The sequence below is a fragment of the Halorubrum yunnanense genome (genome assembly GCF_026586675.1).
Classification (GTDB): Archaea; Halobacteriota; Halobacteria; order Halobacteriales; family Haloferacaceae; genus Halorubrum; species Halorubrum yunnanense.
The window spans coordinates 186,942-207,091 of sequence record NZ_JAODIX010000030.1 but is presented as its reverse complement, the minus strand read 5'-3'; the positions used below and the strand labels follow the sequence as shown (position 1 = coordinate 207,091).

16 protein-coding genes and 2 pseudogenes are annotated in these 20,150 nt (G+C 69.3%); 12 read left to right on the top strand and 6 right to left on the bottom strand.

Going from position 1 to position 20,150, the window contains the following annotated elements:
* Positions 1–160: 160 nt before the first annotated feature.
* A complete protein-coding gene (tuf, locus tag N5096_RS08190) occupies positions 161–1,426 on the top strand; it encodes a translation elongation factor EF-1 subunit alpha (RefSeq protein ID WP_267663875.1) in 1,266 nt (421 codons plus the stop codon).
* Between the two features lie 3 nt (positions 1,427–1,429).
* Positions 1,430–1,738 (top strand): 30S ribosomal protein S10, encoded by a 309-nt coding sequence (rpsJ, locus tag N5096_RS08185; protein ID WP_004048854.1) that lies wholly within the window; start codon positions 1,430–1,432, stop codon positions 1,736–1,738.
* A gap of 68 nt (positions 1,739–1,806) precedes the next feature.
* On the opposite strand, the gene N5096_RS08180 is transcribed toward rpsJ, so the two are convergent.
* Both N5096_RS08180 and N5096_RS08175 read right to left on the bottom strand, forming a co-directional pair.
* Complete coding sequence (locus N5096_RS08180; protein WP_267663867.1) at positions 1,807–2,367, bottom strand: rhomboid family intramembrane serine protease; 561 nt, start codon at positions 2,365–2,367, stop codon at positions 1,807–1,809.
* Positions 2,368–2,438: 71 nt separating this feature from the next.
* Positions 2,439–2,711, bottom strand: coding sequence for a DUF7967 family protein (locus tag N5096_RS08175; protein WP_267663866.1), 273 nt, complete (start codon positions 2,709–2,711; stop codon positions 2,439–2,441).
* A gap of 210 nt (positions 2,712–2,921) precedes the next feature.
* On the opposite strand from N5096_RS08175, the pseudogene N5096_RS08170 reads away from it, so the two are divergent.
* From N5096_RS08170 to N5096_RS08155, 4 genes and pseudogenes are all read left to right on the top strand, one after another.
* Positions 2,922–4,028 (top strand): annotated as a pseudogene (locus N5096_RS08170) (lysylphosphatidylglycerol synthase transmembrane domain-containing protein); the annotation flags it as partial.
* 169 nt (positions 4,029–4,197) lie between these two features.
* Positions 4,198–5,379 (top strand): alpha-1 4-glucan-protein synthase, encoded by a 1,182-nt coding sequence (locus tag N5096_RS08165; protein WP_267663865.1) that lies wholly within the window; start codon positions 4,198–4,200, stop codon positions 5,377–5,379.
* A 39-nt stretch (positions 5,380–5,418) separates the two neighbouring features.
* On the top strand, positions 5,419–6,543 hold the full coding sequence (locus N5096_RS08160) for an extracellular solute-binding protein (protein WP_267663864.1): 1,125 nt from the start codon (positions 5,419–5,421) through the stop codon (positions 6,541–6,543).
* A gap of 19 nt (positions 6,544–6,562) precedes the next feature.
* Entirely contained in the window at positions 6,563–8,845 is a 2,283-nt protein-coding gene (locus N5096_RS08155) for a DUF7846 domain-containing protein (protein WP_267663863.1), read from the top strand.
* Positions 8,846–8,873: 28 nt separating this feature from the next.
* Here the strand turns inward: N5096_RS08155 and N5096_RS16515 are convergent.
* The 4 genes and pseudogenes from N5096_RS16515 to N5096_RS08140 form a co-directional block, all read right to left on the bottom strand.
* Positions 8,874–9,065 (bottom strand): annotated as a pseudogene (locus N5096_RS16515) (RNA-guided endonuclease TnpB family protein); the annotation flags it as partial.
* A gap of 863 nt (positions 9,066–9,928) precedes the next feature.
* The gene (locus N5096_RS08150) at positions 9,929–10,582 is read right to left on the bottom strand and encodes a dolichyl-phosphate hexose transferase (protein WP_379790178.1); all 654 of its coding nucleotides are present in this window, start codon (positions 10,580–10,582) and stop codon (positions 9,929–9,931) included.
* A 175-nt stretch (positions 10,583–10,757) separates the two neighbouring features.
* On the bottom strand, positions 10,758–12,353 hold the full coding sequence (locus N5096_RS08145) for a GMC family oxidoreductase (protein WP_267663860.1): 1,596 nt from the start codon (positions 12,351–12,353) through the stop codon (positions 10,758–10,760).
* Positions 12,350–12,919: a gluconate 2-dehydrogenase subunit 3 family protein gene (locus N5096_RS08140; RefSeq protein WP_267663859.1), complete on the bottom strand. Its 570-nt coding sequence runs from the start codon at positions 12,917–12,919 to the stop codon at positions 12,350–12,352. Before N5096_RS08140 ends, N5096_RS08145 begins: the two co-directional genes overlap by 4 nt.
* Before the next feature lie 115 nt (positions 12,920–13,034).
* Between N5096_RS08140 and N5096_RS08135 the strand changes: the two genes are divergently transcribed.
* The 6 genes from N5096_RS08135 (at position 13,035) to prf1 (ending at position 20,009) form a co-directional block, all read left to right on the top strand.
* A complete protein-coding gene (locus N5096_RS08135; RefSeq protein WP_267663858.1) occupies positions 13,035–14,645 on the top strand; it encodes an ABC transporter permease in 1,611 nt (536 codons plus the stop codon).
* A 79-nt stretch (positions 14,646–14,724) separates the two neighbouring features.
* Positions 14,725–15,657, top strand: coding sequence for an NAD-dependent epimerase/dehydratase family protein (locus N5096_RS08130; RefSeq protein ID WP_267663857.1), 933 nt, complete (start codon positions 14,725–14,727; stop codon positions 15,655–15,657).
* Positions 15,658–15,714: 57 nt separating this feature from the next.
* Positions 15,715–16,488, top strand: a complete 774-nt coding sequence (locus N5096_RS08125; RefSeq protein WP_267663856.1) for a deoxyribodipyrimidine photo-lyase — start codon at positions 15,715–15,717, stop codon at positions 16,486–16,488.
* Between the two features lie 21 nt (positions 16,489–16,509).
* Positions 16,510–18,318 carry an arginine--tRNA ligase gene (gene argS, locus N5096_RS08120; RefSeq protein ID WP_267663854.1) on the top strand — a complete coding sequence of 603 codons (1,809 nt, stop codon included), beginning with the start codon at positions 16,510–16,512 and terminating at the stop codon, positions 18,316–18,318.
* A 77-nt stretch (positions 18,319–18,395) separates the two neighbouring features.
* Positions 18,396–18,656, top strand: a complete 261-nt coding sequence (locus N5096_RS08115; protein WP_267663852.1) for a glutathione S-transferase N-terminal domain-containing protein — start codon at positions 18,396–18,398, stop codon at positions 18,654–18,656.
* Positions 18,657–18,758: 102 nt separating this feature from the next.
* On the top strand, positions 18,759–20,009 hold the full coding sequence (prf1, locus tag N5096_RS08110; protein WP_267663851.1) for a peptide chain release factor aRF-1: 1,251 nt from the start codon (positions 18,759–18,761) through the stop codon (positions 20,007–20,009).
* Positions 20,010–20,150: the final 141 nt, after the last annotated feature.

Sequence of the window (20,150 nt, the reverse complement as noted above, 5' to 3'; positions counted from 1 at the left end):
GGAGCGCGCGACTGCCACCTCGGCCGTGCGGCGCGATGGCGTGCCCCGCGTTGTCGAGAATCGCCCGACTGCGGCGCGATACTCTGTGGTCCGTATCGAAACCGTTTTAGTGGAATCGACCGAAACTTACTCACAGAGCGCCTTAGCGCGTGATTACCCCATGAGTGACAAACCGCACCAGAATCTGGCCATCATCGGCCACGTCGACCACGGCAAGAGTACGCTCGTGGGTCGCCTCCTCTTCGAGACGGGGAGCGTCCCCGAGCACGTAATCGAGCAGCACCGCGAGGAAGCCGAAGAGAAGGGCAAGGGCGGCTTCGAGTTCGCCTACGTGATGGACAACCTCGCCGAGGAGCGCGAGCGCGGCGTCACGATCGACATCGCCCACCAGGAGTTCGACACGGACACTTACTACTTCACCATCGTCGACTGCCCGGGCCACCGTGACTTCGTGAAGAACATGATCACGGGCGCCTCGCAGGCCGACAACGCAGTGCTCGTCGTCGCGGCCGACGACGGCGTCGCGCCCCAGACCCGAGAGCACGTGTTCCTGGCCCGCACGCTGGGCATCAACGAGCTCATCATCGGCGTCAACAAGATGGACCTGGTCGACTACCAGGAGTCCTCCTACAAGGAGGTTATCGGCGAGGTCGAGGACCTGCTCAACCAGGTCCGCTTCGCGACGGACGACACGACGTTCGTGCCCATCTCGGCGTTCGAGGGCGACAACGTCTCCGAGGCGTCCGAGAACACCCCGTGGTACGACGGGCCCACCCTGCTGGAGTCGCTCAACGACCTCCCGGAGACCGAGCCGCCGACGGACGCGCCGCTCCGGCTCCCCATCCAGGACGTCTACACCATCTCCGGCATCGGGACCGTCCCCGTAGGACGCGTCGAGACCGGTATCCTCAACACCGGCGACAACGTCTCCTTCCAGCCGTCCGACGTGGGCGGCGAGGTGAAGACGATCGAGATGCACCACGAGGAGGTGCCCGAGGCCGGCCCCGGCGACAACGTCGGATTCAACGTCCGCGGGCTCGGTAAGGACGACATCCGCCGCGGCGACGTTGTCGGTCCCGCCGAGGACCCGCCGAGCGTCGCCGAGACGTTCCAGGCGCAGGTCGTCGTCATGCAGCACCCGTCGGTCATCACGGCCGGCTACACGCCCGTCTTCCACGCCCACACGGCGCAGGTCGCCTGTACGATCGAGTCGATCGACCAGAAGATCGACCCCGCGTCGGGCGAGGTCGCCGAGGAGAACCCGGACTTCATCAAATCCGGCGACGCCGCGGTCGTCACCGTGCGCCCCCAGAAGCCGCTCAGCATCGAGCCGTCGAGCCAGATCCCGGAGCTCGGCAGCTTCGCCATCCGCGACATGGGTCAGACCATCGCGGCCGGCAAGGTGCTCGAAGTCAACGAGCGATAATCGATGCAGCAGGCACGCGTCCGCCTCGCCGGCACGAGCCCCGAGGACCTCGACGACATCTGCGACGACGTCCGCGAGATCGCGGACTCGACGGGGGTCGCCCTGTCGGGCCCGATCCCGCTGCCGACGAAGACGCTCGAGATCCCGTCGCGAAAGTCCCCGGACGGTGAGGGGACGGCGACGTGGGAGCACTGGGAGATGCGCGTCCACAAGCGTCTGATCGACATCGACGCCGACGAACGCGCCCTCCGCCAGCTCATGCGCGTCCAAGTGCCGAACGACGTCAGCATCGAGATCGTTCTGGAAGACTAAGCGCTAGGGCGCATCCCGCTCTCTTTGTTTTATTTACCGTCGCCAGCGGCGGCGCCGTCGCTCCGTTTTCACCGAACGTCCAGTACCCCCACGCGTCCCGCGAGGAGCCCGCTGAACGCGCCGGTCGCGTGGGCGATCAGGGCGACGCCCGGCGCCGCGGTCGTCGCGGTGAGCGCGACGGCGGCGAGCCCGAACAGCGCGAACTGCGCGCGCGGCGGGAGCTGCAGGCGGTCGAACAGCGTCGCGGTCACGACGTTGCCCGCGAGCAGGTAGCCGCCGAGCGCGAAGACCGCACCGCTCAGCCCCAACACGGCGGTTGGAGGACCGATGAGCCCGCCAAGCGTCACCTGCGCGGTCCCGGCGAGCGCTCCGGTCGCCACCACGAACGCGTGGAAGCGGAACCGGCTGGTCCGGCGTTCGACGAGCGGGCCGACGAGGAGCAGCGCGAGCCCGTTCGCCAGCAGGTGGCCGATCGACCCGTGCGCGTACACGCTGGTGACGACCGTCCACGGAGCGACGGACAGCGGGGTCGCCAGCGCGAAGGCTCCCGCGAGGCCGACGAGGCGCAGCGCACCCTGCGCGACCCCGACGAGCGACGCGACCGCGAGCGTTTCGAGGGTGGCACGCATCGCGTGACCGTTCGCGTCGGACCGACTTAAGCGCGGCCGGGTCACCGAGTCTCGGCAGTCGACTCCGGCGATCAGATGACGTCGTCGGGGGCGTGGGCGGCCGCCATCCGCTCGGCCTCAGCGGCGTACCGCTCGCGCTCGGCCGGATCGTCGACGCTCCCGACGTTCGCCGGCTCGGCGTCGACCGCGGCGGTGGTGTCCCGGACGTCGGAGAAGGAGGTGAGCGCGCGCTCCTTCCGGAAGTAGCGCTCGCCGTCGGGCGTGGCGTAGGTGAGGATCACCATGTTCTGCTCGTCGTCGGAGTAGGTGCGCTCGACGAGCCACATTCGGACGGTGTCGGCCATACGTGATATTTCGATAGACGCGCGAAAACGACTTTCGGCGGTTCGCGTCCGCCGAGAGCGCGGTGAACCGGTCCCCCGGCGGCGGTCCCCCCGGTGGCCGAACCGTCAGCGTTATATGTTTTAGGGCGACCTAAATCAACGTATGACCGTCGAACGGCGCCACGAACGCCCGCGTACCGATGCGACGGCCGGGCGGCTCCGACCGCTTCGGTGCGGAGGTCGACAGCTGTGACGGGGACCGACCTCGGGGCCCGGCTCCGCGCCGGGCTCTCGCGGGAGCGGCTCACCGCTCTCGGGACGCTCGTCGTCCTCGGCCTCGGCGCGGCGTACCTCGCCCGGGGCCTCGACACGGACGCGGTCCTCGCGGCCGTGACGGCGGCCGACCCGGCGCTTCTGACCGTCGCGCTCGGCGGCTACCTGCTCTCGTGGCCGGTCAGGGGGCGGCGGTACGGCGACGTACTCGCGGCCATGGACCGCCGCTGCCGGACCGGCTTCCTCACCGCGACCGTCTTCGCCAGCCAGACCGCGAACCTCGTCGTCCCGGCCCGCGCCGGCGACGGGGTCCGCGCGTACCTGCTCAAGGACCGGCGGGACGTGCCGTACCCGACAGGCGTCGCCTCGCTCGCGGTCGAGCGCGCGTTCGACCTCGTGGCCATCGGCGCGCTCGGGGGTGTCGCGCTCGCGTTCCTGCTCCTGACCGGTCGGTCGCCAGAGTCGGGCGAGTCGGTGGGCGCCGTCGCGCCGTCGACCGCGCTCGCGGCCGCGTCCGGCATCGCCGCCGTCGCCGTCGTCCTCTCGGTCGCGACCGTCGCGGTCGCCCGGAGCGACCGGCGATTCGGACCCGGGCTCTGGGCTCGGGTCGCGGGCCTCGGGCCGGACCGCTCCCGACTCGCGCGAGTCGTCGACGCCGCCGTCCGGTTCGGCGCGTCCGTCAGGGTCGTCGCCGCCGATCCGCGTCGCCTCGGAGCGGTGTTCCTCTGGAGCGTCCTGATCTGGGCGCTCGACGTCCTCACCGCCGTGCTCGTGCTCGCCGCGCTCACCGGCGGGGTCGGGGGGGCCGTCCCGACTCCGACGCTGCTCGTCGTCGGGACGCTCGCGGTCAGCGTCGGCAACCTCGCGAAGGTGCTCCCGCTCTCGCAGGGCGGCATCGGGCTGTACGAGGCGGCGTTCACCGGCCTCGTCGCGAGCGCGACGGGGCTCCCGGTCGAGACGGCGCTCGCGGCGGCGATCCTCGACCACGCGCTGAAGAACGCGGTCACGCTCGCCGGCGGCGGGGTCGCCGCGCTCGCGCTCGGAGTTTCGCCGACCGCCGGTCCCGCGGGGGACGGCGAGTCGACTCCCCCGGTGCAGGCCGACGGGGGGACCGTCGCCGGCGACGCCGGTGCGAGGGGCGCGGCCGGCGATACGGCGCCGAACGCCGCCGGAGAGAGCGAGTCGCCGCACTCCGGACCGTCAGACTTTCAGGCCAACCTAAAAACGTTGGAGTATGGAAGAACGCCGCCCAGACGCCGCAAGTGGGGACATCTGCGTGATCGTCCCCACGATCCGCGAATACGAGTGCCTGCGCGAGTACGTCGCGAACGCCCGGGAACACGGGTTCGACGTCTCCCGGCTCCACTTCGTGCTCGTCACCGAGGACTTCTGCGACGTCGACGAGATGCGCGCCATGCTCGACGACCTCGACGTCTCCGGCGAGGTCTTCGACGGCACCCGCCGCGAGGAGTGGTACGAGGCCAACGGGGTCGCAGAGTACGGCCACGTCGTCCCGGCCGCGAGCCACGCCGAGACGAGCTTCGGGCTCCTCTACATGTGGGCCGACGACGCCTTCGAGTACGGCCTCTTCATCGACGACGACACGCTCCCGCACGACGGCGAGGACTACTTCGGGCGCCACATGGAGAACCTCGCGTTCGAGGGGGCGATCGAATCGGTCAGCTCCGACGAGCAGTGGGTCAACGTCCTCTACCGGAACGCCGACGAGCACGGGCTCTACCCGCGCGGGTACCCCTACTCGGCGATGGACGAGACGGTTGAGACGGGCACCGCCGAGATCGAGGCCGGTGAGGTCGTCGCCTCGCAGGGGCTGTGGACGAATGTCCCCGACCTCGACGCGGTCCGGATCCTGATGGACGGCGACCTGGAGGGGCAGGCGCAGACGCGGACGACCGCCGACGACTTCGGCGACGACTTCGTCGCCGGCCGGGGCAACTACCTCACCGTCTGCTCGATGAACCTCGCGTTCCGCCGCGAGGTGATCCCCGCGTTCTACCAGCTCCCGATGGACGACAACGAGTGGGACGTGGGCCGGTTCGACGACATCTGGTCGGGACTCTTCCTCAAGCGCGCCTGCGACGTGCTGGACAAGCGGATCTACAACGGCGGCCCGCTGTGTGAACACAACAAGGCCCCGCGGTCGACGTTCGACGACCTCGCGAACGAGGTGGCGGGGCTGGAGCTGAACGAGCACGTCTGGGAGGTGATCGACGAGGCGGGGGCCGACGCGGACTCGTTCGAGGCGGCGTTCGCGTCGATGGCCGACGCGCTCGCGGCGGGCGACTTCTCCGAGTGGAACAACGGCGCGTTCCTCAACCACTGCGGCGAGTACATGCGCGACTGGCTCGACTGCCTCGACGCGATCCGCCGAACGCCGGCCCTCGCGGACGACTGAACCGACACGGTTAAAAGTATTTAGGCAAGCCTAAAACACATGACTCACCACCTGCCAGACGACGTGGATCGGCGGCGGTTCCTCGCGGCCACCGGCGCGCTCGGCCTCGCCGGGATCGCGGGCTGTACGGGCGACGAAACGAGCGACGGCGGCGACGGCACGGAATCGGTCGGACAGATCGGTTCCGGCCGCGCGGGGCGGGAGCTCCCGGGCGGTACCCGCATCGCCGAGATGCCCGACCTGGAGGGTGAGCTCACGGTGTACTCCGGGCGCGGCGAGTTCCTCGTCGGCGAGCTCGTCGAGTACATCGAAGGCCAGTACGACGGCTTCGAGCTGACGGTCCGGTACGCCGACTCCACCGACCTCGTCAACCAGATCGCCAACGAGGGCGACGGCTCGCCGGCCGACGTGTTCTACTCGGTGAACGCCGGGTCGCTCGGCGCGCTCGCCAACGGGGGGCGCACCCGAGAGCTCTCCTCGGAGCTCACCGACATGGTCCGCGAGGAGTTCCACACCGAGCAGTGGGTCGGGACGTCGGGCCGCGCCCGCACTGTCCCGTACAACACTGAGGCGTTCTCCGAGGACGACCTCCCGGACGACATCATGGCGTACCCGGAGGAGTTCGCCGGCAGCCTCGGCTGGGCGCCCTCCTACGGCTCCTGTCAGGCGTTCGTCACCGCGATGCGGCTCATCGAGGGCGACGAGGCGACGCTGGACTGGTTGGAGTCGGTCGCCGAGGCCGGAATCAGCAGCTACCCCGACGAGTTCGCCGCCTGTCAGGCGATCGCCGACGGGGAGATCGACGCGGCGTTCACGAACCACTACTACATCCAGCGCGTCCTCGACGGCAACCCGGAGGCGACGCTCGGCACCGCGTTCACCGAGGGCGACGCGGGCGCGGTGTTCAACGTCGCCGGCGCCGCGGTCGTCGACACGGCGAGCGACCCCACGCTCGCCGAGAACTTCGTCCGCCACCTGCTGTCGGCCGAGGCGCAGGACTACTTCGCCCGGACGACGTTCGAGTACCCGCTCATCCCGGACGTGGAGCCGATCGGCGACCTGCCCTCGATCGACGAGCTCGACGTCCCCGACATCGACCTGACGCAGCTGTCCGACCTGGAACCGACGATCGACCTCATGCGCGAGGCCGGCGTCGAGGTGTAGGTCCGCCTCGCAGACACCCGTGTCGCCCCCTTCGGCTCTCCGCCGTTTCCGCCGGCTCGCTCGTCGATCCGCGCGTCGACTCGCGAGCCGCGGCCGAGCCCGGATCGCCCGCGCGGACCGCCTGACGCTGGCGGCCGCCCTCGTCGCCGTCGCGGCCGGCGTCTTCACCTTCGCCGTCGCCGCGACGCTGTTCCGCTACCACTCGGTCAACCACGACGAGGGGGTGTACCTCACGCAGGCCGCGCTGCTGCTCTCCGGCCAGCTGGAGTTCCACGCCGGCGCGCTGGCCGACGCCGTCCACCCGTGGTTCTTCGTCGAGGACGACGGTCGACTCTACCCGAAGTACAACCCCGTTCCCGCCGCGATGTACGCGGTCTCTTTGGCGTTATTCGGCGAGCCGCGGGTGACGCTCGCGGTCGTCGCCGCCGGCAACGCGACGCTCGTCTACCTGCTCGGGTTGACCGTCTTCGATCGGCGGGTCGGCCTCGCGGCCGCCGTCTGCTTCGCCGCCTCACCGATGGCGCTGGTCACCTCCGCGGTGTTCCTCCCGTACGCGCCGACGACGTTCCTGAACCTGCTGTTTGCGGTCGCGTACCTCCGAGGCGTCCGCGATCGATCGCTCCCGCTCGCCGGGCTCGCGGGCGTCGCGATCGGGCTCGCCTTCTTCGCCCGGCCGTTCACGGCGGTGCTGTTCGCGGCGCCCTTCATTCTACACGCGCTCGGTCGGGTGGTTGTCGCGGTCCGGGACGCGGGGGTTCCGCCGTTCCCGCTCCCCGCCCCGGTCCGCCGCCACGGGCTCACCGCGCTTCTCGGGATCTTCTTCGTCGCCGTCACCCTCGCGTACAACCTCCGGCTGACCGGCGCGCCCCTCACCTTCCCGTACGAGGCGTTCGCACCGATGGATGGTCCCGGATTCGGCGAGCGCCGGATTCTCGGCCACAGCGAGGAGTACACCGTCGAGCTGGCGCTCCGATCGAACGGGTACGCGCTGTGGTACCTCGTCACGCGATGGGTGGTCGCAGGCCCGCTCGGCGCACTGCTCGCGCTCGCTGGCGGCGGGCTGGCCGCGGGGCGGTGGCTGTCGGGGCGGCGCGCGTTCGGGGTGAGAGACGGCGGCGACGACCGTGACGACGCGGCCGGCCGCCGCTTCGAACGCACGGCCGGCCGCCGCTTCGAACGCACGGCCGGCCTCCTGCTCGGCGGGGTCGTCGTCTCCGTCGTCGTCGGGAACCTCTTCTTCTGGGGGACGAACAACCTCCTCGGGACGCTGTCGGACCCGACTGACGGGCTGGTCGCGGGCTTCGGGCCGTTCTACCACTTCGACCTCCTCGTCCCGCTGTCGCTGTTCGGCGGCGTCGCCGTCGCCGCCGGCGGCCGGGGGCTCTCCCGGCTCCGGGACGGGCTCTCCTCTCGGGTCACGCCGGACACGGCGCGGGCGGTCGTCGTCGCGGTGGCGGCGCTCGCGATTCTCGGCGGGGCGCTCGGCGCGGCGGCCGCGGCCGAGGCGCCCCTCGACCGTCACTCGGCGCACGCCGACAAGTACGAGACGGCCTACGAGCCGATCGAGTCGGCCCAGTTCGACGACGATCTCGTGTTCGTCCCCACGCCGTACGGCGAGTGGCTCAACCACCCGTTCCAAGTGTTCCGGAACGAGCCCGGACTGGACGGTCCGGTCGTGTACGCGCTCGACCGCGACCCGGCCGAGGACTTCGCGGTGATCGACACGTACCCTGATCGCGACCTCCGGCGATACGCGTACCGAGGCGTCTGGACGCCGGACCCGAATCGGCGCGTCACCCCCAAGCTCGAATCGCTCGCGGTTCGGGAGGGAGAGCGAGTCGACGCGGCGACGACCGTGGGGGTGCCGGCCCGCGTTCAGCGGGCGGTCGTTCGACTGGAGACCACGCGCGGGGAGCCGGTAGGCGGCGCCGAGACGGTCCGCGCCGAGTACGACGTGCGCGACCCTGACGGCTCGCTCGCGGTCGGTTGGTCGCTGACGCCCGACGGCGCGCGCTTGGACGGCGCGCCGAACGCGACCGTCCCGATCGACCCCGCGGGCGACGAGGTGATCGTGACGGTGACCCTCGTCGACGCCGCGGGCTCGACGTTCACCTATCGGCAGGAGGCGACGGTCCGTGAGCCGGATGGGAGTGTCGAGGTCGTCTGGCCGCCGGAGCGCTCGGTCTGCCGGCTCGTGACGGAGTGCGGGACTGAGGGGACGTACATTCCCGGCGATTCGGGGGTCCACCCGGAGTGGGTCGCCTTCGAGACGAACGCCGAGGCGAACGACCTTACTGAATAGCGGTGAACTGCTGGCGGATGTTTGTGAACTACCCTACCCTACTCGCGCTGATGCGCTCGCTGAGGGTGGGGCTTCCTGCTTCCACGACGCGCTTTGCAGATACGGACGTATCCACAGGGAGCGCAGTCTCCACAGGCGTTAACGAATCGCTGTGAGATTCGTTCACACACCAGAAATCTTCGATTTCTGGGGACGTTGATTCGGAGTGTCCCACTCCTAATTGCTCGGTGGGACCACTCCCTGGGACAACGCACGCTTCTTGTCGCGTTTGAACGCTGTCCGTGTCCGTCAGCTTCGCAAGGAACGAGCCGTTCCGAACGGAACGACGAGTGAGTCGAAGCCAACAGGTCCGAACGCCCATCTTGATCGTTTGTTCAGCGGTCGACGATATAAATGCCTGCGTGGGCCTGTGGCCTGCAACCGTATCGCTGTGTGAGTAGGTGATGACGGCGCTGTATCGCCACCCTACTCCGCTCCCTTCGGTCGCTCCGTTGAGGGTGGGGACTTAGCGCCTACATTCAGCTAAATAGCCGTTGACCGCGGATCGACGGTGAACACCTCCAAAGCTCCAGTCGCTCGCTTATAAATGATTGATTGCGGATCGACGGTGAACACCTCCAAAGCCCCAGTCGCTCGCTTATAAATGATTGATTGCGGATCGACGGTGAACACCTCCAAAGCCCCAGTCGCTCGCTTATAAATGATTGATTGCGGATCGACGGTGAACACCTCCAAAGCCCCAGCCGGGAGGCGGGCGCACGCTTGCTGCGCTCCTCGTCACTCGCTACGCTCGTTCCTGCGGTGCTTGCGTCGCCTGCGCCCGCCTCCCGGCTGCCCCTTTGAGTCCCACCCCGACCGCACAGCAACCCCACCCCACACCTCCCCAGCCTCGCGGCTCCCTACGGTCGCCGCGTCCCTCGCGCGTGCTGCTCGCGGCCTATCGGCCGCTCACAGGCACGCGCCACCGCGTTTATTTATAAACGGTCGTCGCTGCTGCAGTTCTATTTAAATACCACGTCGCTTCCGGCGGTTCGCGGTGCCGGGGGAAAGAACCTGTTCCCCGTTATCCGGGCCGTCTCGCGCTCAGATCCGCCGCAGCCGCTCTTCGAGGCAGACCGTCACGATGGACTTCGCGATGGCGGCGCCGCCCTCGATCGGGTCGAGCTTCGTCTCGCCGAGGCGCTCGGCGTAGTCGATGGGACGCTCGCGCACGTCGTGACCACGCATGAGGGGACGGATGAGCAGCTCCGCGGAGAGACCGGTGTTCTCGGTCCACTCGATGTCCTCGACGACCTCGCGGCGGTACGCGCGCATCCCGGTGGTGGTGTCGTGGACGCGCTCGCCCATCAGGAGGGAGGCGAGCGCCGCGAACGCGTGGTTGCCGAGGCGGTTGAACGCGGGCATCGCCGTCGCGCCGTGGTAGAGGCGGTCGCCGCTGACGACGTCGGCGCCGTCGTTGATCGCCTCGAGGAACTCCGGCAGCCGCTCCATCGGATAGGTGTCGTCGCAGTCGGTCGTGACGACGATCGGGCGGTCGGGGGCGAGGATCGCCTCGCGGACGGCGACGCCGTACCCCTGCGGCTCCTGCTCGATGACGCGCGCGCCGTGTTCCCGGGCGATCTCCGGGGTCCGGTCCGACGAGCCGTCGACGCAGACGACCTCGGCCCGGCCGCCGGTGACCTCGTCGACGTCCCCGAGGACCGTCCCGATCGCTTCTTCCTCGTTGTACGTCCCCATCACGACGCTGACGTCGTCGAAGGTGTAGTGTTCGGTCTCTCGGTCGGCCGCGTCGACCGCTTCCTCGTCCGTCTCGCTGACCTCTTCGGCCGACCCGTTCGCGCTGAGTGATCCGCTCATTACCTCGTACGGGTCGCCCCACCCACTTGAGTTTTTAGGTTTGCCTAAAACAAACTCAGAGCCGGCGCTCGACGTCGTCGGCGACGCGAAGCGCCAGCGCCGCGATCGTGAGCGTCGGGTTCATCGCACCGCTTGTGGGGAAGACGGAACTGGACGCAATCCAGCAGTTGTCGAGGTCGTGGGTCCGACAGTCGGCGTCGACGACGCCCCCATCGGGGTCCGCGCTCATCCGGGTCGTGCCCATGTGGTGGTAGGCGGGCCCGGTCGCGTCGGGGCCGGCGACCCACTCGATCTCCGCGCCGAGCTCTTCGAGGATCGACCGCTGAATCTCGTTGGCGCGCTCGATCGTCCGGAGCGCCCGATCGTCGATGCTCCAGTGAATATCGGGGACGGGGTTGCCGTGGTCGTCGGTTCGGTCGGGATCGAGCCCGACGTAGCTGTCCGCCCGCGGGAGCTGCTCGACGAGCCCGCCCATCGCCACGTGAGTGCCGTAGCCGTCACGGAGCCGCCCCAAGAGCTCGTCTCCCCAATCGTCGCCGGTCAGCGCCTCCTCGACCGGCGAGGGGCCGGCGTAGTTGAAGAACTCCAGCTTAAACGGGGCGGTCTCCGCGTCGGCCTCGTCGTAGAACTGGTCGCACGCGCTGGTGTAGAAGCCGACGTGATTCTGTCGGGTCGGCTCGTCGAGAGTCCCGCCGACGCCCGCGAACAGGTGGTCCATGAAGAACCGCCCGACCGTCCCGCTGGAGTTCGCGAGTCCGTCGGGGTACCGGTCCGACTCGGAGAGGAGGAGGAGCCGAGCCGTTTCCACGCCGCCGCAGGCGACGACGAAGGCGTCGGCCTCCTGTCTGTGTTCCGTCCCGTCCGGCGTCGCGTACACCGCGGCGGTGACGCGGTCGGCGTCGTGCTCCAGCCGCTGGACCGGCGCGCGGTCGATGACGGTCGCGCCCTCTCCTTCCGCGCGGTCGACGTGGACGGTCGCGTCGTACTTCGCGCCCGCCGGGCAGACCGGCTGGCAGGTGCCGTAGCCGACGCAGGCCGAGCGGTCGTCGTACGGCTCCGAGTTGCGCGCGTTCGGCACCGAGTGCATGTCGATCCCCAGCTCCTCGCAGGCCTCCGCGAACAGCGAGTCGCTGTAGGAGGGCTCGAACGCCGGCATCGGGTGCGGCTCCTCTCGAGGGGGCGCGTAGGGGTTGTCCGACGCGCCGGCGACGCCCAGCTCGCGCTCGGCCTCCGCGTAGTACGGCCGGAGGTCGGCGTAGTCGATCGGCCAGTCCGCGCCGACGCCCCGCTCCGTCTCGGAGTCGAAGTCGGCCTCGTGAAGCCGCATCACCATCCCCTGCCAGTGGAGCGTCGACCCGCCGACCCCTTTGACGCGAGCGTGGTTCAGCGGGTAGAACCGCTCGCCGGAGCTGGCGTGCGCGTCGCGCTCCCCCCCGACGTCCCAGACGTCGGGTCGGTCGTAGCCCGGGCGGATCGCCCGCTCCTGGCGCGCGAGGCGGTCGTCGGGGTCGAACCGGGGGCCAGCGTCGAGGACGACCACGTCGCGGTCGGCGGTCAGCCGGTCGGCGACGAGCGCGCCCGCGGGGCCGGCGCCGACCACGCAGACGTCCGCGTTCGCGACGGAAGTCCGGTCGGGGCTCCCCGCGCTCATCGCGGTCCCCGCCGGTAGCTCTCCGTCCCGCCAGGGTGGCCCTGCGGGTTCTCCAGTCCGACCAGCTCGCCGCCCGTCGGCGAGGCGTACAGCGCCAGCAGCAGCTCGTTGACGACGTAGTAGCGCGCCCGCTCCGCGAGGGTCCCGTCCGAGTCCTCCTCGGCGGTGTCGGCGCCGACCTCCCGGAGGAGCCGGTCGCACTCGCTCTCGGAGAGCTCCGTGATTGGGCCCCCGTACCACGAGCGGGCCGCGTCGTCGAGCTCCCCGACCGCGATTCGGATCCCCTTGGCGTGGGCCGACCCGTCGAGCCGCCCGTCGAGGAAGCGGTCGACGAACGCCCCGACGCCGTCGACCTCGCTCGGGTAGAGGACCGCCGCGACCGCGGTCATCGACGCGCGGACGGCGACATCGTCGAGGGCCGCGTCGTCCTCGTTGTCCCCGTCGCCGGCGGCCGCCTCGTCGCCGTCTTCCGGGTCGTCGGCCCGCTGCCGAGCCGCGAGGGCGACCCCACCGGCCCCCCCGACGGCCGCCAGCGCGGCCGTCGCGTCGCGCCGCGTCAGTTCCATGTTCGGTTTAGGCCCCCCTAAACTATTATATCCGTCGGACCCGATTGACGAACCGGATCGGAACTGCTAACGGTCGGTGCCGCCTCCCTCCGAAACGTACCTCGCCTCCCGGACTATGAGCCTGACACGCCGGATCCGCGATTTCCTGACCGACGGCGACGATCGCCTCCCGCTAGGGCTGACCCTGCTGTCCGCGGCCATCGCCGCGACGATGGTGTTCCCGCTCGCGTGGCTGGTGATCGAGGCGGTCACCGTCGAGCGGGCGCGGGCGCTCGAACTGCTGTTCAGTTCCGGCACCGCGGAGGTGCTGGTCAACAGCCTGCTGCTGATGGCCGGCGTCACCGCCTTCTCGATCCTGTTGGGGGTCCCGCTGGCGTACCTCACCGCCCGAACCGACCTCCCATTCCGGCGGTTCTGGTCCGTCGTCGCCGCGCTCCCGCTCGTCGTGCCGAGCTACGTCGGCGCGTTCGCGTTCGTCTCCGCGTTCGGTCCGCAGGGCGAGTTCCACGACGTGCTCGCGCCGCTGGGGGTCGAACACGTGCCGGAGATCTACGGCCTCCCGGGCACGATCCTCGTTATTACCCTATACACGTACCCGTACGTCTACCTGACCACCCGCGCCGCCCTCCTATCCTTCGACACGACGCTGATCGAGGCGGCCCGGACGCTGAACCACGGTCGGATCGAGGCGTTCCGCCGGGTGACCCTCCCCGTGATCCGGCCGGCGATCGCCGCCGGGTCGCTGCTGGCGGCGCTGTACGCGGTCTCCGACTTCGGGACACCGTCGATCATGCGGCTCCCGGTGTTCACCCGCCAGATCTACGTCGAGTACAACGCGTTCGGCCCCGACTACGCCGCGCTGCTCTCCCTCCAACTGCTCGCGGTCGTCCTCGTCGTGCTCGCCTTGGAGTGGCTGGTCCGGTCGGACCGAGACGTCTCGGGCGACGATGCGGGCACCAGCGACCGGCTCGTGCGCCTCGGCCGCTGGCGGTGGCCGGCGACGCTGCTCCCCGCGTCGGTGTCGGCGGTCGCGCTCCTCGTCCCGCTCTGGATCCTCCTGTTGTGGCTCCTCCGGTCCGAGGCCGGGCGGCGCCCCTCGATGGCGTTCGAGCCGATCCAGGTGGTCAACTCGGTGTCGGTCGCGGCGGCCGCCGCGGTCGCCGCCGCGCTGGCGGCGATCCCCGTCGCGTACTTCGCCGCGAACCACGACTCCCCGCTGGCGGCGCTGTTCGAGCGGACCACCTACGTCGGCTTCGCCGTCCCCGGGATCGTGCTGGCGCTCGCCCTGGTCTACTTCGGCTCCGGGTACCTCCCGTGGATCTACCAGACGCTCCCGCTGCTGGTGTTCGCGTACGTCGTCCGGTTCCTCCCGCAGGTCGTCGGGTCGACGCGGACCGCGATCCTCGGCGTCGACCCCAAGCTCGTTGAGGCCGGGCGGACGCTCGGCGAGTCCTCGATGGGCACGTTCCGGCGCGTGACGTTCCCGCTCACCCGGTCCGGCATTGTCGCCGGCGCCGCTCTCGTCTTCCTCACGACGATGAAGGAGCTCCCGGTCACGCTCATCCTCCGCCCGTCCGGCTTCGAGACGATCGTCACGCAGATCTGGCGCGCGCAGGCGGACGCCCTCTACCAGTACGCGGTCGTCCCCACGCTCATCCTGCTGGTCATCTCCGGACTCTCGATGGTCGTCATCCTCGCGCAGGAGGGCGGTCGAGAGGGGCTGTGAGGCCGGCTGACCGCGGGACCGGGACCGGCGACGTCGGATCGACCGACGCGTACTTACCGCCCCGAGCCGACTCCCGCGTATGCTCGACGACTCGAACGTGCTCGTCACGGGCGGTGCGGGACTCGTCGGAAGCCACCTCGCGGCCCGCCTTCTCGACCGCGGCGCGACCGTCCGCGTCGCCGACGACCTCTCGAAGGGCGACCGCGCCCGCGTCCCCGACGGCGCCGACTTCGTCGAGGCCGACCTGACCGACCCCGGCGACGTCGCCGAGGCGGTCACGGGCGACCTCGACGTCGTCTTCCACTTCGCGGCGTACACCGACACGAACTACGACGACGACCGGGGGCTGTTCGAGGCGAACACGGCGATGACGTACAACGTCTTGGAGCGCATGCACGAGGTCGGAGTCGACCGGCTCGCGTTCACCTCTTCCTCGACGGTGTACGGTGAGGCGCCCCGCCCGACGCCAGAGGATTACGGCCCGCTGGAGCCGATCTCCATCTACGGCTCCTCGAAGCTCGCCGACGAGGCGCTGATCTCGACGCACGCCCACTCGTACGGGGTCCGGTCGTGGGTGTTCCGCTTCGCGAACATCGTCGGCCCGCACCAGCGCGGCAACGTGATCCCCGACTTCATCCAGAAGCTCGACGACGACCCGAGCGAGCTCGAGATCCTCGGCGACGGCCGGCAAGAGAAGTCGTACATGCACGTCTCGGAGTGCGTCGACGCCATCCAGTACGTCGTCGACAACGCCGACGACGACCTGAACGTCCTCAACCTCGGGACGCGGACGACGACGTCGGTGACCGACATCGCCGACATCGTGAGCGAGGAACTCGGCGTCGACCCGGAGTACAACTACACCGGCGGCGACCGCGGTTGGACCGGCGACGTGCCGAAGATGCGCCTCTCCATCGAGCGGCTCGTCGACCTCGGCTGGGAGCCGTCGATCGAGAGCGACGAGGCCGTCCGGCGGAGCGCGTGCGAGTTGATCGATGAGATCGTGGAGTAGAGGCTTCCGCCGAGGCGCCCCATAACCCTTCTTACGCGAGCGCCCCTGTGGGCGTATATGCAGTTGCACTGGCATCGTCGCAACCTTCGTCCCCATCCGAATCCGGCGCTTTCGGCCGCCCTCACCGCTGCCGAGCGAGAGGGTTGCCGTGTCGTTTCGCTGTTCGTGCTGGACGATGCTATCTTGTCGCGTGCCAATGGATTGGGCGTCGCGTTCATGCTCGGCTCGCTGCGCGCGCTTCGAGACTGGTACCGGGACCGCGGTAGCGACCTCGTGATACAGCGCGGAGATCCGACCGACGTCGTCGGTCACATCGCCGAGACCGTCGGCGCTGAACGGATCGTGTGGAACAGGGACCACTCGCGACTGGCCCGCCAGCGTGACCGTGCGGTTCGGCGCGCTCTCACTCGCGCCGGAGTCGCCTACGCGTCCGTTCCGAGCGGACGGCCGACCGAGCCGACACCCTCCGCCACACCACCTTCGGATCCGGCGGCTCGTCTGGCCGCCCCGGACGCACTGCGTATCGAGAACGAAGCGGTGCCACGACTCGCAGACCTCGGCGACGACGCGTACGACTCCGCTCCCCTCAGTTTCGGCACCGAATCCGCTCGAAAGCGATTACGAGCCCTGTCGGACGGAACGACCTATCGTCAGTGCGACGAACAGAGACACCGTCAGTTAGCGCGACACGATGAACGGCTGCGCCCCGCGGCTCATTTATATACCGGTGCCGGTTCGCTGAACATCTTCGACCCCCCGCCGCGTCGGCCGTCCTTCGCTTCGCTTCGGGCGACTGATCCTCTCGCGCGCCGCTTCGGAAGGCCCTTTTAACTCCCCCGTCGAACGGACGGTATGTTCAGACAGTTCCGGTCGGAGGTGGCCGACGCGCTCGGCGACGCGCTCGCGTCGCTCGACCTCCCGACCGACGACCTCGGCATCGAACGCCCGCCCGACGACATGGACGCGACGCTCGCCTCCAGCGTCGCCTTCCGCCTCGCGGGCGAGGTCGGCGCCGCCCCGCCGAGCGTGGCCGCGGACGTCGCGGAGGCCGTCGATGTCGCGGGCTACGACTACCTCGCCGCCGTCGACACCGCCGGGCCGTACGTTAACTTCCACGCCGGCGAGCGCTACCTCGCCGACACGCTTGACGCGGCCGCCGCCGACCCCGACTACGGCACGCTCCCCGACCGCGACGCCTCAGTCGTCGTCGAGCACACGAGCGCGAACCCGACCGGCCCGGTCCACGTCGGCCGCGCGCGCAACCCGATTGTCGGCGACGCGGTCGCGAACCTCATGGAGTACGCGGGCTACGACGTCGACCGCCACTACTACGTCAACGACGCGGGCCGCCAGATGGCGGTGTTCACGTGGGCGTACGAGCGGTTCGACGAGTCTGACCTCGACACCGACCCCGCTCGCGATCGCGCCGAGTACGACCTCGTGCGCTACTACCGGAAGGGGAACGCCTTCTTAGAGGAGGCCGACCCCGCCGAGGTCGACGCCGCGGAGGAGGGGATTTCCGCGATCCTGCAGGGGCTCGAGGCCGGCGACGAGGAGACGTACGAGCGCGTCGGCGAGGTCGTCGACACCGTCCTCGGCGGGATGAAGGAGTGCCTCGCGCGGCTCCCCGCCGAGTTCGACGAGTTCGTCAAGGAGACGCGGTTCATGCGCGACGCCTCCACCGACGAGGTCGCCGCGCGGCTCAAGGAGACTGACCAGGCCGTCTACGAGGAGGACGCTTGGCAGCTGGAGCTCGACGAGTGGGGGATAGAGAAGAACCTCGTCTTCCTGCGCTCGGACGACACCAGCCTCTACACCACCCGCGACCTGGCCCACCACGAGTGGAAGTTCGCGAACTACGACCGCGCCGTTACCGTCCTCGGCGAGGACCACAAGCTGCAGGCCGACCAGCTCGGCGCGACCCTGGAGCTGCTCGGCAACGACACCGACCGGCTCGGCCACGTCATCTACTCGTACGTGAACCTCCCCGACGGGAAGATGTCCACCCGGCGGGGGACCGGCGTGATGCTCGACGACCTGCTCGACGAGGCGATCGACCGTGCCCGCGAGGCGGTCGAGAGCCGGATGGACGACCGGATCCGCGACGACGACCTCACCGCCGAGGACGTCGAGCGCATCGCCCATCAGGTCGGCATCGGCGCGGTCCGGTACGACATCGTCTCGAAGCAGCCCGCGAAGGCGATCACCTTCGAGTGGGAGGACGCGCTCGACTTCGAGGCCCAGTCGGCCCCCTTCGTCCAGTACGTCCACGCGCGCTGCGCCGGCATCCTCTCCGAGGCCGCCGCCGCCGGCGTGGAGGTGCCGGGCGTCACGGCGGACGCGGACGGAGTCGTCGACGTCGACGCCCTCGACGTCGACGGGGCGGTCTTCGAGACCGAGGCGGCGCGCGAGCTCCTCCGCGAGGTCGCCCGCTTCCCCGCCGTCATCGAGACCGCCGCCGACGACCTGGAGCCGCACACGATCGCGACGTTCACCCGGGAGTTCGCCGACGCGTACAACGCCTTCTACCGGGAGTGTCCGGTCGTGACCGCCGACGACGAGGAGCTGCGGGCCGCCCGCGTCGCGCTCGTCGCGGCCGCGAAGCACACGATGGCGAACGCGCTCGACGTGCTCGGGGTCGAGGCGCCCGAGTCGATGTAGGGTACCGCCGCCTCTGTTCCGGCGACGCGGGAGTCAGCGCAACTGATTTTGTCTCGAACATCCCATGAAAAAATGCCATGTTGGAACTCTACCAGTCGGAAGGCTGCCCGCACAGCGCGACGGTCCGCGAGAAGCTCTCCGAGCTCGGCGCCTCCTACGTCACGCACAACCCGCGGCTCCCCGGCAACGTCGGCGGCGACGTGACCAATGAGGTGACTCATGACCGGCTCACCGCGGACGGCGAGGATCAGATCCCGTACCTGGTCGATACGGACCGCGGCGTCACGATGTACGACAGCGACCGGATCGTCGCCTACCTCGACGAGTACTACGCCTGACCGCGACGGTTCCCCGACCGACGGCCGGTCGCCCCCGCGGCCGAGACGGGTCGCCCCGTCAGGTCAAAGCTTACTTACACGCACGCCGCCGTAGTTCGGATAATGAGTAGCGACGCCCAAGCGGCGAGCGAGGACCGGCGGAAGTACGAGTTCCGCAAGGTCATCGAGGAGCTCCGCGACTTCGAGGGCTCCGGCACGCAGCTCGTCACCATCTACATCCCCGAGGATCGGCAGGTCTCCGACGTGGTCGCCCACGTCACGCAGGAGCACAGCGAGGCGTCCAACATCAAGTCCAAGCAGACCCGGACGGCCGTTCAGGACGCGCTCACCTCGATCAAAGACCGGCTCCGGTACTACGACACCTACCCGCCCGAGAACGGGATCGTCATCTTCTCCGGGGCGATCGACGCCGGCGGCGGTCAGACCGACATGGTCACCCGAACCCTGGAGTCGCCCCCGCAGCCCATCGAGTCGTTCCGCTACCACTGCGACTCCGCGTTCCTCACCGAGCCGCTCGAACACATGCTGGAGGACAGCGGGCTGTTCGGGCTCATCGTCCTCGACCGCCGCGAGGCCAACGTCGGCTGGCTGAAGGGCAAGCGAGTCGAGCCCGTCAAGTCTGCCTCCTCGCTCGTCCCCGGCAAACAGCGGAAGGGGGGCCAGTCCGCACAGCGGTTCGCCCGCCTCCGCCTCGAAGCGATCGACAACTTCTATCAGGAAGTCGCGGGGATGGCCGACGACCTGTTCGTCGACAAGCGCCACGAGCTCGACGGCATCCTCGTCGGCGGCCCCTCCCCGACGAAAGACGAGTTCCTCGACGGCGACTACCTCCACCACGAGCTCCGGGACAAGGTGCTCGGCAAGTTCGACGTGGCCTACACCGACGAGTCCGGGCTGAAGGACCTCGTCGACAACGCCAGCGAAGCGCTCGCCGACCAGGAGATCGTCGAGGACAAACGGCACATGGACGAGTTCTTCGAGAAGCTCAACACCGGCGAGGAGGCGACGTACGGGTTCGAGCAGACCCGCCGGAACCTGATCATGGGCTCGGTGGACCGACTGCTCATCTCCGAGGACCTCCGCTCCGACGTCGTCGTCTACGAGTGTCCGAACGGCCACGAGGAGTACGAGGTGATCGACTCGCGGCACTCGACCCCGGACCACGAGTGCGCCGAGTGCGGCGAGGCGGCCGACGTCGACGAGCGCGACGACGTCATCGAACACCTGATGAACATCGCCGAGCAGCGCGGGACGGACACGAAGTTCATCTCCACGGACTTCGAGAAGGGCGAGCAGCTGATGGACGCGTTCGGCGGCATCGCGGGTATCTTACGGTACTCGACGGGCGTATAAGGCGACGCGGACGCCCTACACGTCCGTTACCAACGCTGTTGACAACCGGATGTCAGAACGGCCGGCCTACTGTATACCGGGCCCGACCTCGGCATGCAATCGTCACTTTGGTGTGTGAGCCCGTTGGTTGGCAGATGTAAT

What these genes read in the sequence shown, in the direction of transcription:
- N5096_RS08165 (WP_267663865.1), top strand. Translation starts at nt 4,198, where the DNA reads ATGGAAGAACGCCGCCCAGACGCCGCAAGTGGGGACATCTGCGTGATC.
- rpsJ (WP_004048854.1), top strand. Translation starts at nt 1,430, where the DNA reads ATGCAGCAGGCACGCGTCCGCCTCGCCGGCACGAGCCCCGAGGACCTC.
- N5096_RS08140 (WP_267663859.1), bottom strand. Translation starts at nt 12,919, where the DNA reads ATGGAACTGACGCGGCGCGACGCGACGGCCGCGCTGGCGGCCGTCGGG.
- N5096_RS08130 (WP_267663857.1), top strand. Translation starts at nt 14,725, where the DNA reads ATGCTCGACGACTCGAACGTGCTCGTCACGGGCGGTGCGGGACTCGTC.
- prf1 (WP_267663851.1), top strand. Translation starts at nt 18,759, where the DNA reads ATGAGTAGCGACGCCCAAGCGGCGAGCGAGGACCGGCGGAAGTACGAG.
- tuf (WP_267663875.1), top strand. Translation starts at nt 161, where the DNA reads ATGAGTGACAAACCGCACCAGAATCTGGCCATCATCGGCCACGTCGAC.
- N5096_RS08175 (WP_267663866.1), bottom strand. Translation starts at nt 2,711, where the DNA reads ATGGCCGACACCGTCCGAATGTGGCTCGTCGAGCGCACCTACTCCGAC.
- N5096_RS08145 (WP_267663860.1), bottom strand. Translation starts at nt 12,353, where the DNA reads ATGAGCGCGGGGAGCCCCGACCGGACTTCCGTCGCGAACGCGGACGTC.
- N5096_RS08160 (WP_267663864.1), top strand. Translation starts at nt 5,419, where the DNA reads ATGACTCACCACCTGCCAGACGACGTGGATCGGCGGCGGTTCCTCGCG.
- N5096_RS08135 (WP_267663858.1), top strand. Translation starts at nt 13,035, where the DNA reads ATGAGCCTGACACGCCGGATCCGCGATTTCCTGACCGACGGCGACGAT.
- argS (WP_267663854.1), top strand. Translation starts at nt 16,510, where the DNA reads ATGTTCAGACAGTTCCGGTCGGAGGTGGCCGACGCGCTCGGCGACGCG.
- N5096_RS08180 (WP_267663867.1), bottom strand. Translation starts at nt 2,367, where the DNA reads ATGCGTGCCACCCTCGAAACGCTCGCGGTCGCGTCGCTCGTCGGGGTC.
- N5096_RS08125 (WP_267663856.1), top strand. Translation starts at nt 15,715, where the DNA reads ATGCAGTTGCACTGGCATCGTCGCAACCTTCGTCCCCATCCGAATCCG.
- N5096_RS08150 (WP_379790178.1), bottom strand. Translation starts at nt 10,582, where the DNA reads ATGGGGACGTACAACGAGGAAGAAGCGATCGGGACGGTCCTCGGGGAC.
- N5096_RS08115 (WP_267663852.1), top strand. Translation starts at nt 18,396, where the DNA reads ATGTTGGAACTCTACCAGTCGGAAGGCTGCCCGCACAGCGCGACGGTC.